General features: G+C 56.5%; 10 protein-coding genes and 1 riboswitch. Of the genes, 8 read left to right on the forward strand and 2 right to left on the reverse strand.

Going from position 1 to position 11,736, the window contains the following annotated elements; translation table 11 throughout:
- Window positions 1-5 precede the first annotated feature (5 nt).
- The 4 genes from argB to oxyR all read left to right on the forward strand — a co-directional run bounded on the left by argB (window position 6) and on the right by oxyR (window position 4,891).
- Entirely contained in the window at window positions 6-782 is a 777-nt protein-coding gene (gene argB / locus GV764_RS07520; protein ID WP_161659604.1) for an acetylglutamate kinase, read from the forward strand.
- Between the two features lie 152 nt (window positions 783-934).
- Complete coding sequence (locus GV764_RS07525) at window positions 935-2,152, forward strand: argininosuccinate synthase (protein WP_161659605.1); 1,218 nt, start codon at window positions 935-937, stop codon at window positions 2,150-2,152.
- A 200-nt stretch (window positions 2,153-2,352) separates the two neighbouring features.
- A complete protein-coding gene (gene argH / locus GV764_RS07530) occupies window positions 2,353-3,726 on the forward strand; it encodes an argininosuccinate lyase (protein WP_161659606.1) in 1,374 nt (457 codons plus the stop codon).
- Between the two features lie 247 nt (window positions 3,727-3,973).
- On the forward strand, window positions 3,974-4,891 hold the full coding sequence (gene oxyR, locus GV764_RS07535) for a DNA-binding transcriptional regulator OxyR (protein ID WP_161659607.1): 918 nt from the start codon (window positions 3,974-3,976) through the stop codon (window positions 4,889-4,891).
- Here the strand turns inward: oxyR and sthA are convergent.
- Window positions 4,874-6,274, reverse strand: coding sequence for a Si-specific NAD(P)(+) transhydrogenase (gene sthA, locus GV764_RS07540; protein ID WP_161659608.1), 1,401 nt, complete (start codon window positions 6,272-6,274; stop codon window positions 4,874-4,876). The genes oxyR and sthA overlap by 18 nt on opposite strands.
- A 192-nt stretch (window positions 6,275-6,466) precedes the next feature.
- Between sthA and fabR the strand changes: the two genes are divergently transcribed.
- Together fabR and GV764_RS07550 are read left to right on the forward strand one after the other, a co-directional pair.
- Window positions 6,467-7,102, forward strand: a complete 636-nt coding sequence (fabR, locus tag GV764_RS07545) for an HTH-type transcriptional repressor FabR (RefSeq protein ID WP_040460042.1) — start codon at window positions 6,467-6,469, stop codon at window positions 7,100-7,102.
- 13 nt (window positions 7,103-7,115) lie between these two features.
- The gene (locus GV764_RS07550) at window positions 7,116-7,475 is read left to right on the forward strand and encodes a YijD family membrane protein (protein ID WP_151603042.1); all 360 of its coding nucleotides are present in this window, start codon (window positions 7,116-7,118) and stop codon (window positions 7,473-7,475) included.
- A gap of 51 nt (window positions 7,476-7,526) precedes the next feature.
- Here GV764_RS07550 and trmA read toward each other — a convergent pair whose 3' ends face one another.
- Entirely contained in the window at window positions 7,527-8,633 is a 1,107-nt protein-coding gene (gene trmA, locus GV764_RS07555) for a tRNA (uridine(54)-C5)-methyltransferase TrmA (protein ID WP_161659616.1), read from the reverse strand.
- 113 nt (window positions 8,634-8,746) lie between these two features.
- Window positions 8,747-8,931: riboswitch (cobalamin riboswitch) on the forward strand.
- Window positions 8,932-8,999: 68 nt separating this feature from the next.
- Here trmA and btuB point away from each other — a divergent pair.
- Window positions 9,000-10,841 (forward strand): TonB-dependent vitamin B12 receptor BtuB, encoded by a 1,842-nt coding sequence (gene btuB, locus GV764_RS07560; RefSeq protein ID WP_161659617.1) that lies wholly within the window; start codon window positions 9,000-9,002, stop codon window positions 10,839-10,841.
- A complete protein-coding gene (gene murI / locus GV764_RS07565) occupies window positions 10,786-11,637 on the forward strand; it encodes a glutamate racemase (protein WP_161659609.1) in 852 nt (283 codons plus the stop codon). Before btuB ends, murI begins: the two co-directional genes overlap by 56 nt.
- The last annotated feature ends 99 nt before the right edge of the window (window positions 11,638-11,736 follow it).

Consider the following 11,736-nt stretch of genomic DNA (forward strand, 5'->3'; position numbering starts at 1 on the left):
GTGCAATGATGAATCCATTAATTATCAAATTAGGTGGCGTACTGCTGGATAGCGAAGAGGCGCTCGAGCGTCTGTTCACCGCGCTGGTTAACTACCGCGAGACCCATCAGCGCCCGCTGGTGATTGTCCACGGCGGCGGCTGTGTGGTGGACGAGCTGATGAAAAAGCTCAATCTGCCGGTGAAAAAGAAAAACGGCCTGCGCGTCACGCCAGCCGATCAGATTGACATCATCACTGGCGCGCTGGCGGGCAGCGCCAACAAAACGCTGCTGGCCTGGGCGAAGAAACACCAGCTACCCGCGGTGGGCCTGTATCTTGGCGACGGCGACAGCGTAAAAGTGAGCCAGCTGGATGATGAACTTGGCCACGTCGGCAAAGCCGAACCGGGATCCGCCAAACTGATTACTACTCTGCTGGACGCTGGCTTTCTGCCGGTGGTCAGCTCTATCGGCGTGACCGATGCGGGCGAACTGATGAACGTCAACGCTGACCAGGCCGCTACGGCGCTGGCCGCCACTCTCGGTGCGGATCTGATCCTGCTTTCCGACGTCAGCGGCATTCTGGACGGCAAAGGACAGCGCATTGCTGAGATGACTGCCGCAAAAGCCGAACAGCTGATTGCCCAGGGCATCATCACCGATGGTATGGTGGTGAAAGTGAATGCGGCGCTGGATGCGGCGCGCACGCTGGGCCGCCCGGTGGATATCGCCTCCTGGCGGCATGCCGAGCAGTTACCTTCTTTGTTTAACGGGACAGCCATCGGCACCCGGATTTTAGCTTAGCGCGTCATAATTCGAGCTGCTGGTGCGTTGGCTGCACTCGCTCACCCCAGTCACTTACTGATGTAAGCTCCTGGGGATTCCCGAGCTTGCCGCCTTCCCGCAACTCGAATTATTTAGCGCATTAACGAATAGTTTTTGAAAGGAAAAACAAAATGCAAAACCACGGCATCAAAAAAGTTGTTCTCGCTTACTCCGGCGGCCTGGATACCTCCGCGATCATTCCATGGCTGAAAGAAAACTATGAAGGTTGCGAAGTGGTGGCCTGCGTGGTGGATATCGGCCAGGACCGTGACGATCTGAAAGGCGTTGAGCAAAAAGCCCTGCGCACCGGCGCGAGTGAATGCTATGTGGTCGATGCGCGTGAAGAGTTCATCAAAGATTATGTTTATCCGGTACTGCAAACCGGCGCGCTGTATGAAGGCAGCTATCTGCTGGGGACGTCCATGGCGCGCCCGCTGATCGCGAAAGCGCTGGCTGATGTGGCGATCAAAGTCGGCGCGGATGCGCTGTGCCACGGCGCGACCGGCAAAGGCAACGACCAGGTGCGTTTTGAATCCGCCTGGGCGGCGCTGGTTCCGAACCTGAAAGTGATTGCCCCGTGGCGCGAGTGGAACCTGCGTTCCCGTGAAGCGCTGCTGGATTACCTGAAAGCGCGCGATATCCCGACCACCGCGACGCTGGAAAAAATCTACAGCCGTGATGAAAACGCCTGGCACATCTCTACTGAAGGCGGCGTGCTGGAAAGCCCGTGGAATGCCTCCAACAAAGACTGCTGGGTCTGGACCGTCGATCCGCAGGATGCCCCGGATGCGCCTGAGCAGGTCACCGTCACCGTTGAGAAAGGCAAAGTGGTTGCCGTAAACGGCGAGTTCCTGAGCCCGTTCCAGTGCCTGGAAGTGCTGAACAAACTTGGTGCGAAACATGGCGTGGGCCGTATCGATATCGTGGAAAACCGTCTGGTGGGCATTAAATCCCGCGGTTGCTACGAAACTCCGGGGGGCACCATCATGATGGCGGCGCTACGCGGCGTTGAGCAGCTGGTACTGGATCGCGATAGCTTCAAATGGCGTGAGCAGGTTGGCCTGGAAATGTCTTACGTGGTGTACGATGGCCGCTGGTTCGCGCCGCTGCGTCAGTCGCTACAAGCGGCGGCAGAATCGCTGGCAGAAGGCGTCAACGGCGAAGTGGTACTGCAACTTTACAAAGGCCAGGTGACGGCGATCCAGAAGAAATCCGCTAACAGCCTGTACAGCGAAGAGTTCGCGACCTTCGGCGAAGACGAAGTCTATGACCACAGCCATGCGGGCGGCTTCATCCGTCTGTTCTCGCTGTCTTCACGTATTCGTGCGCTCAACGAGCAGAAGAAATAATCAAGCTATTTTGCTTGCCATTATGAACCCGGGCAGTGCTCGCGCTCCTCACGTACTACATGTACGCTCCGGGCGCTGTGCGCTGGCCGTGTCCAGACTGGCTGCGCCAATGACGCTTGATTGTATTTGTCATTAGTAGTGGGCGGGTAGCGATATCCGCCTTGATTTTATCGACTGGATTAAATTTTACGGAGCGGGTTATGGCACTTTGGGGTGGGCGTTTTACTCAGGCAGCGGATCAACGGTTTAAACAGTTCAACGACTCGTTGCGATTCGACTATCGCCTGGCGGAGCAGGATATTGTGGGCTCTGTCGCCTGGTCTAAAGCGCTGGTGACCGTGGGCGTTCTCACTGCCGATGAGCAGGCGCAGCTTGAGCAGGCGCTGCAAACGCTGCTGGAAGAGGTACAGACCAATCCACAACAAATTCTTGAAAGCGATGCCGAAGATATTCATAGCTGGGTGGAAGGCAAGCTGATCGACAAAGTGGGTCAACTGGGTAAAAAGCTGCACACCGGGCGTAGCCGTAACGATCAGGTTGCCACCGACCTGAAGCTGTGGTGCAAGATGACCGTGGGCGAGTTGCTGAATGCGACCCGCGAACTGCAACGCGCGCTGGTGGAAACCGCTGCCAGTAACCAGGACGCGGTGATGCCGGGGTATACCCATCTTCAGCGCGCCCAGCCGGTGACGTTTGCTCACTGGTGCCTGGCTTACGTTGAAATGCTGGCCCGCGATGAAAGCCGCTTGCAGGATACATTGAAGCGTCTGGACGTCAGCCCGTTGGGCTGCGGCGCGCTGGCAGGCACCGCGTACGATATCGATCGCGAACAGCTGGCCGGATGGCTGGGTTTTGCCTCCGCCACCCGCAACAGCCTGGACAGCGTCTCCGACCGCGACCACGTGCTGGAACTGCTGTCCGATGCCTCTATCGGCATGGTGCATCTTTCCCGCTTCGCCGAAGACCTGATTTTCTTTAATACCGGCGAAGCGGCGTTTGTTGAGCTATCCGATCGTGTGACGTCGGGTTCATCCCTGATGCCGCAGAAGAAAAACCCGGATGCGCTGGAGCTGATTCGCGGCAAATGTGGCCGCGTGCAGGGCGCGTTAACCGGCATGATGATGACCCTGAAAGGCTTGCCGCTGGCCTACAACAAAGATATGCAGGAAGACAAAGAAGGGCTGTTTGACGCGCTCGACACCTGGTTTGACTGCCTGCAGATGGCGACTCTGGTGCTGGACGGTATTCAGGTGAAGCGCCCGCGCTGCCAGGAAGCAGCGGAGCAGGGCTACGCCAACGCTACCGAGCTGGCCGATTATCTGGTCGCCAAAGGCGTACCGTTCCGCGAAGCGCACCATATTGTGGGCGAAACCGTGGTGGAAGCCATTCGTCAGGGTAAAGCCCTGGAAGCCCTGCCGCTGGCCGATTTACAGAAATTTAGCACCGTGATTGGTGAGGATGTGTATCCGATCCTGTCGCTGCAATCTTGCCTTGATAAGCGCTCAGCAAAAGGCGGCGTATCGCCGCAGCAGGTCGCAACCGCAATTAGCGAAGCAAAAGCGCGTTTAGCGTAATTGCATTTTGCTCCACTCGGCCTGGCGTGGTGCCAGGCTTTTTTTTGCAAAAAAAAAGCGGACATCAAGTCCGCTAAAAATTTACGTTGGCTTTAGTTATTCCGTTGAGGGTTTTTCAGCTCACATTGCGGGGTAAGGCAGTGTCGCTTCGTTGTTGGCTATTATTTGTCATTTCGCTTGATAGGGATAATCGTTGGTTGCTATTCTATCTATCGCCATGGGCTATCGTGGCGGCGGAGGATGATTAATGAATATTCGTGATCTTGAATACCTGGTCGCACTGGCCGAGCACCGTCACTTTCGACGTGCCGCTGATGCGTGCCATGTCAGCCAGCCAACCTTAAGCGGACAAATCCGCAAGCTGGAGGACGAACTGGGTGTGATGTTGCTGGAGCGCACCAGCCGAAAAGTCCTGTTTACTCAGGCTGGCTTGCTGCTGGTGGATCAGGCGCGCACCGTATTACGCGAAGTCAAAGTGCTAAAGGAAATGGCCAGTCAACAGGGCGAGGCGATGTCCGGCCCGCTGCATATTGGCTTAATCCCGACCGTAGGCCCGTACTTGCTGCCGCACATCATTCCGATGTTGCACCAGACTTTCCCGAAACTCGAAATGTACCTGCATGAAGCGCAGACCCATCAACTGCTGGCGCAGCTGGATAGCGGCAAGCTCGACTGCGCGATTCTGGCGCTGGTGAAAGAGAGTGAAGCCTTTATCGAAGTGCCGCTGTTTGATGAGCCGATGCTGCTGGCGGTCTATGAAGATCACCCGTGGGCGACGCGCGAACGCGTGCCGATGTCCGATCTGGCGGGTGAAAAATTACTGATGCTGGAAGACGGCCACTGTCTGCGCGACCAGGCGATGGGCTTCTGCTTTGAAGCGGGCGCAGATGAAGATACCCACTTCCGGGCAACCAGCCTGGAAACGCTGCGTAACATGGTCGCGGCGGGCAGCGGGATCACGTTGCTGCCCGCGCTGGCGGTGCCGAATGAACGTCGCCGCGACGGCGTGGTGTATCTGCAATGCTTTAAGCCGGAGCCGCGTCGCACCGTGGGCCTGGTATACCGTCCGGGCTCGCCGTTGCGTAACCGCTACGAGCAGCTGGCGGAGGCCATCCGCTCAAAAATGGATGGCCATTTCGACCCGGCGTTAAAACAGGCGGTTTAAGCCGTTCAGCGCCGCTACCCGATAGGCTTCCGCCATGGTCGGGTAGTTAAAGGTGGTGTTAACGAAGTATTCGATGGTGTTGCCACCACCTTTTTGCTCCATTATCGCCTGGCCGATATGAATAATTTCGGCCGCGCGCTCGCCAAAGCAGTGAATACCCAAAATCTCTTTCGTCTCGCGATGGAAGAGGATCTTCAGCGTGCCCACGTTCATCCCGACGATTTGCGCCCGCGCCAGGTGCTTAAACTGCGCCCGGCCCACTTCGTACGGTACTTTCATCGCGGTGAGCTGCTGCTCGGTTTTACCCACTGAGCTGATCTCCGGGATGGTGTAAATACCGGTCGGGATATCTTCCACCAGATGCGCGCTGGCTTCGCCTTTGATCATCGCCTGCGCCGCGATGCGGCCCTGGTCGTAAGCGGCTGATGCCAGGCTCGGGTAACCGATCACATCGCCCACGGCATACACGTGCGGCAGTGCGGTCTGGTACATGCTGTTGACCTTCAACAGCCCGCGCCCGTCGGCTTCAAGGCCGATGTTGCCCAGCGCCAGCGAATCGGTATTCCCGGTGCGTCCGTTGGCATACAGCAGGCAGTCGGCTTTGACTTTTTTACCAGACTTGAGGTGCATGATCACGCCGTCGTCCAGCCCTTCGATGCGCTCGTACTCTTCGTTATGGCGAATCACCACGCCGCTGTTCCAGAAGTGATAGGAGAGCGAATCGGACATCTCCTGATCGAGGAATGCCAGCAGCCGGTCACGGGTGTTGATCAGATCGACCTTAACGTTCATCCCGCGGAAAATCGACGCGTATTCGCAGCCGATCACCCCTGCGCCGTAGATAATCACGTGGCGAGGTTCGTGGTGCAGGCTGAGGATCGAGTCGCTGTCGTAGACGCGCGGATGGGTGAAATCGACATCTTCCGGGTGGTACGGACGTGAACCGCAGGCAATGACGAACTGCGCGGCGGTCAGGTTCTCCACCGTGCCGTCATGGCACTCCAGGGCGAGAGTATGTTCATCCACAAAATGGGCATCACCCTGCAAAATTTCGCAGCGATTGCGCTCGTAAAAGCCCTGTCGCATACGGGTTTGCTGGTTAATCACGCTGTCGGCGTGGTTAAGGATATCGGCAAAGGATGAACGGAGTAATCGGGTGTGATCGCTGTAAAGCGGGTTTTGGTTAAATTCAATAATGCGGCTGACGGCATGACGGAGTGCTTTTGACGGGATGGTGCCCCAGTGGGTGCAACCGCCGCCGACGTTGTGGTAGCGCTCAATGACCGCGACCCGTGCTCCTTGCTTAACCAGTCCCATAGCAGCGCCTTCGCCGCCGGGGCCGGAACCAATCACTATTGCGTCATAATCGTAGGTGTGTGGCATGGTAAGGCAGACCTGTTCTTATACATAAAAACAACAGAATGGTAACATTATCGGGGCGATAACCCAATTGTTACTGTGCTTTTTCCTGAGGAACGCGAGACAGCTCGCGTAAACAGTCATTCACAATCCAGTATAAACCCGGTAATTTTATTGGCTGGCAGTGTGCCATTCGACAGGAAGGATTCAGGCAACGTGATGGGTGTAAGAGCGCAACAGAAAGAACGTACCCGGCGGTCGCTCGTAGAAGCGGCGTTCAGCCAACTGAGCGCTGAAAGAAGTTTTGCCAGCCTGAGCCTGCGTGAAGTCGCCCGTGAGGCGGGGATTGCACCCACCTCCTTTTATCGGCATTTCAGAGATGTGGATGAACTGGGGCTGACCATGGTGGATGAAAGCGGTTTGATGCTGCGCCAGCTGATGCGCCAGGCGCGCCAGCGCATCGCCAAAGGCGGCAGCGTGATCCGCACCTCTGTGTCCACGTTTATGGAGTTTATCGGCAACAACCCTAACGCGTTTCGCTTACTGCTGCGGGAGCGTTCCGGGACTTCGGCGGCGTTTCGTGCCGCGGTGGCCCGGGAAATCCAGCATTTTATTGCGGAACTTGCCGACTATCTGGAACTCGAAAGTCACATGCCGCGAAGTTTTACTGAAGCGCAGGCCGAAGCGATGGTCACCATTGTGTTCAGCGCCGGCGCGGAAGCCCTCGACGTTGGCCCCGAGCAGCGTCGTCAACTCGAAGAGCGGCTGGTATTGCAACTGCGGATGATCTCCAAAGGCGCGTACTACTGGTATCGCCGCGAACAAGAAAAGTTAGCGCAACATTCCGACTAGTGAAGGACGAGCAATGAAACCGTCATATCAAGAAAAAGGCACCTTACTGCTGGCATTAATCGCCGGCCTCTCTGTTAATGGCACATTCGCGGCGCTGTTCAGCTCCGTGGTGCCGTTTTCTGTCTTCCCGATTATCGCACTGGTTCTGACGGTGTATTGCCTGCATCAGCGTTACCAGGATCGCACCATGCCGGTGGGCCTGCCGAGCCTTGCCGCTGGCTGCTTCATTCTGGGCGTGCTGGTTTACAGTGCGGTTGTGCGTGCGGAATACCCGGCCATCGGCTCCAACTTCCTGCCGTCCGTGCTGGCGGTGGCGCTGCTGTTCTGGATTGGTTACCGCCTGCGTAACCGCCCGACCCACGTCACTGAATAATCCGGCCAGATACAAAAAACCCCAAAAATACGTTTTTGGGGTTTTGTCTTTTTAGCGGTTTTTCGCGCTGAGCAGTACGCCGCATTCCATATGATGGGTGTAAGGGAACTGATCGAACAGCGCCAGCCGTTCCACGTGGTGGGTCTGCGACAGGGTTTCCAGGTTCTGGCACAGCGTCTGCGGATTGCAGGAAATGTACAGAATACGCGGGTACGCCTGCACCATCTTCACCGTCTCGTCATCCAGCCCGCTGCGCGGCGGATCGACGAAGATCGTTTCACACTGGTAGCTTTTTAAGTCGATCCCCTGCAAACGGTTGAATTCACGCACGCCGTTCATCGCCTGAGTAAACTCTTCCGCCGCCATGCGGATGATTTGCACATTGTCGATATGATTGGCGGCAATATTGTACTGCGCGGCAGCCACCGACGGCTTGGCGATTTCCGTGGCCAGCACGCGGCGGAAATTGCGCGCCAGCGCCAGCGAAAAGTTACCGTTGCCGCAGTACAGCTCCAGCAAATCGCCCCGGGAATCACGGGTGACGTCCAGCGCCCACTCCAGCATCTGTACGTTCATGGCGGCATTCGGCTGGGTAAAGCTGTTCTCTACCTGGCGGTAAATCATCTCTTTGCCATCCACCACCAGGCGTTCGTCGATGAAATCCTGGTCGAGTGCGATCTTGGTTTTGGTCGCGCGGCCAATCAGGTGCACATTAAGATTTTTGGCGCGCAGCGCGTCACGCAGCCCGACGGCCTGCGCCTGCCACTCATCATCAAGTTTTTTGTGATACAGCAGCGACACTATGGCCTGATCGCTTTGGGTAGAGAGATAGTCAATCTGGAACAGCTTATGGCGCAACACCGGATTATTACGCACGCCGTCGATCATCGCGCTCATCAGGGCGTTAATCAGCTCGCTGGCGGCAGGAAAGCTGTCTACCCGGATCCGCTGTTTGGTCTGCTGATCGAAAATGATGTGATACAGGTCGTCGCCATCGTGCCAGATACGGAACTCGGCGCGCATCCGGTAATGGCTGAGCGGCGAGCGGAACACCTCCGGCGCAGGGGGGTTAAAAGGCGTCATCATTTCCTGCAGACGGACTACCTTTTCGGCCAGTTGCGCGTCGTACTGTTCGGTGGGGAGGTGCTCTGGCGTCATCATGCGTTCCTGGTGATAAAAATTTACGCAGAGGATTGTAGGGATTGCAGCCGTGATGTCCAGCCCTGTATGGCGGTTTACGCATGGAAGTCTGGACATCCATATGGCGATGCAGGTAGCATTCGCGTTCCGGTTCGAAAAGATAAAATAGGGAATCCAGTGAAAATCTGGAGCTGACGCGCAGCGGTAAAGACAGGTGGGACGAACGCATTCGTGCAGACACTGCTTAATAAAGTGGGAAGTCTTCGTCCAGTAAACGCCTCCAAGCCCGAAGACCTGCCGGAATACGTCGCAATTATCACGATCATCGCGTGCTATCGGTCGTGAGTGCGGCATCCTTTTATTAGCTGGATGCTTTATATAATGATGATAAAAAAACTCGCGCTGCTGACGGGCCTTTCCGTTACGGCGTTTTCCGTCTGGGCGCAAAGCAGTGCCGACACCATGGTGGTGACCGCCAACCGTTTCCAACAGCCCGTCAATACCGTACTGGCTCCCACTGACGTGGTGACTCGCGCAGAGATCGACAAATGGCAGGCGCGCACGGTGGTGGATGTCCTGCGTCGCCTCCCTGGCGTGGATATCGCGCAGAACGGCGGTATGGGCCAGTCCGCCTCCGTGTACGTGCGCGGTACCGAAGCCAAACAGCTGCTGATGCTGATTGACGGCGTGCCGGTGGCGCGTTCCGGTATTTCTAACGATCCCGAACTGAACCAACTTCCGCTTTCTTTAGTACAGCGTATCGAGTTTATCCGCGGCCCACGTTCGGCGGTGTATGGCTCCGGCGCGATTGGCGGCGTGGTAAACATTATTACCCAAACCGGGGATGAGAAATCGCAGATTAACGCCAGCGTGGGGTCTAACCGCTATCAGACCTATGACGGCGCGCTGCATCAACGTTTTGGCGATACGGTGGCGACGGTCGCTGGGGCCTATACCAGCACCAAAGGATTCAACGTTCAGCCGGACTCGTCCTGGGCGCGTGACGACGATCGCGACGGCTATCGTAACAAAACCTTCTGGGGTAGCCTGCAACACAAATTCAACGATAATTTTGACGGCTTCTTCCGCGGCTACAGCTTTACCAATAATGTCGATTACGATCAGGGTAACTTCGGCTATGACGCGGGCGGCGATGAGCGCCAGCTGTATAGCCAGAACTGGGATACCGGCCTGCGCTTTAACGCCGGCATCTATTCTTCTCAGCTGATCGCCAATTATCAGAAGAGCAAAGATTACAACTACAGTAGCGTATATGGCCGCTATAACGACGGCACCACGCTGGATGATATGGAACAGCGGTATATCCAGTGGGGCAATAACGTGGTGGTCGGCCACGGTTCGGTGAGCGCAGGCGTTGACTGGAAGCAGGAGCGTCTGACCTCCTCAGATAACTACGCACGCGACGTGTATAAGCGTGAAAACACCGGCCTGTATCTCACCGGCCAACAGCAATTTGGCGATGTGACCCTGGAAGCGTCCGGTCGTGAAGATCATGATGACGAATTCGGCTGGCACGGAACCTGGCAGACCGCCGCGGGCTGGGAGTTTGTCGATGACTATCGCGTGACTGTTTCTTACGGCACCGGCTTCCTGGCGCCGTCCCTGGGTCAGCAGTTTGGGGCAGAGCGTTTCGGGATCGCTTCCAACCCGAATCTCAAACCTGAAGAGTCGAAACAGTGGGAAGCCGGGCTTGAAGGCCTGACCGGCCCGCTGGACTGGCGTCTCTCCGCGTATCGCTATGAGATCGATAATCTGGTGACGTACAGCCAGACGGCGTATTACAACATCAACTCCGCTACCATTAAGGGCGTGGAGTGGACGGGTAATGTGGATACCGGCATCTTCTCTCATCGCGTAACGTTGCAGTATATCGACCCGCGTGACGATGAAACCGATGAAGTATTGCCGCGCCGCGCTAAACGTCAGGCAAAGTACCAGCTCGACTGGACTATGTTTGATGTGGATATGGATATCGCATGGCAATACTTTGGCCGCCGCTATGACAACCGCTCGTCAACCTATAACCCAGAGCAGCGGGTATTGCCGAGCTACAGCACTGTCGATATTTCCGCATCATATCCGGTAACGTCTCACCTCACAGTTCGTGGTAAAATAGGTAATCTGTTGGATAAAGATTACGAGACGGCTTATGGCTACCAAACTGCTGGACGAGAATACACCTTGTCAGGCAGCTACACCTTCTGATGCACGTCCCACCGTACTGGTCTTTGACTCCGGTGTCGGTGGGCTGTCTGTCTATGATGAGATCCGGCAACTGCTGCCGGATCTGCATTACATCTACGCGTTCGATAATGTCGCGTTCCCGTACGGTGAAAAGACCGAAGAATTTATCGTCGAGCGCGTGGTAGAAATCGTCACTGCGGTTCAGCAGCGTTATCCCCTGGCGATTGCCATTATTGCCTGCAATACCGCCAGCACGGTTTCCCTTCCTGCCCTGCGCGAAAAATTCGCGTTCCCGGTCGTGGGCGTGGTTCCCGCGATTAAGCCCGCGGCGCGCTTAACGGCGAACGGCGTGGTAGGGCTGCTGGCGACCCGCGCGACGGTACGCCGTCCTTATACTCACGAACTGATTTCCCGCTTTGCTAACGAATGCCGGATTGAAATGCTGGGATCGGCAGAGCTGGTGGAACTGGCCGAGGCGAAGCTGCACGGCCATCCGGTCTCCCTCGACGAGCTGCGTCGCATCCTGAAGCCCTGGCTGCGGATGCAGGAGCCGCCGGATACGGTTGTGCTGGGTTGCACCCATTTCCCTTTATTGCAGGATGAGCTGCTCAGCATACTGCCGGATGGCACCCGGTTGGTGGATTCCGGCGCGGCGATCGCCAGACGTACCGCCTGGCTGCTTGAACATGAAGCGCCCGATGCAAAATCTTGCGATGAAAATGTGGCGTACTGCATGGCGCTCAGCCCGGAAACTGCCCAATTATTACCCGTTCTGCAGCGCTACGGCTTCGCAAAGCTCGAAAAACTGCCACTTTAAAGGCAATTTGGGCAAAAAAGAGACGGTTGATTTATTTTTTAAAAACAGGGCTTGTCACCGTCAGAGAAGTCCCTATAATGCGCCACCACTGACACGGAA

It is taken from the genome of Atlantibacter hermannii, from assembly GCF_009907385.1.
Lineage (GTDB): Bacteria > Pseudomonadota > Gammaproteobacteria > Enterobacterales > Enterobacteriaceae > Atlantibacter > Atlantibacter hermannii_A.

Coding starts and splice junctions, on each gene's coding strand:
- btuB (WP_161659617.1), top strand. CDS start 9,000: ATGATAAAAAAACTCGCGCTGCTGACGGGCCTTTCCGTTACGGCGTTT.
- sthA (WP_161659608.1), bottom strand. CDS start 6,274: ATGCCACACACCTACGATTATGACGCAATAGTGATTGGTTCCGGCCCC.
- argB (WP_161659604.1), top strand. CDS start 6: ATGATGAATCCATTAATTATCAAATTAGGTGGCGTACTGCTGGATAGC.
- oxyR (WP_161659607.1), top strand. CDS start 3,974: ATGAATATTCGTGATCTTGAATACCTGGTCGCACTGGCCGAGCACCGT.
- argH (WP_161659606.1), top strand. CDS start 2,353: ATGGCACTTTGGGGTGGGCGTTTTACTCAGGCAGCGGATCAACGGTTT.
- GV764_RS07525 (WP_161659605.1), top strand. CDS start 935: ATGCAAAACCACGGCATCAAAAAAGTTGTTCTCGCTTACTCCGGCGGC.
- trmA (WP_161659616.1), bottom strand. CDS start 8,633: ATGACGCCAGAGCACCTCCCCACCGAACAGTACGACGCGCAACTGGCC.
- GV764_RS07550 (WP_151603042.1), top strand. CDS start 7,116: ATGAAACCGTCATATCAAGAAAAAGGCACCTTACTGCTGGCATTAATC.
- murI (WP_161659609.1), top strand. CDS start 10,786: ATGGCTACCAAACTGCTGGACGAGAATACACCTTGTCAGGCAGCTACA.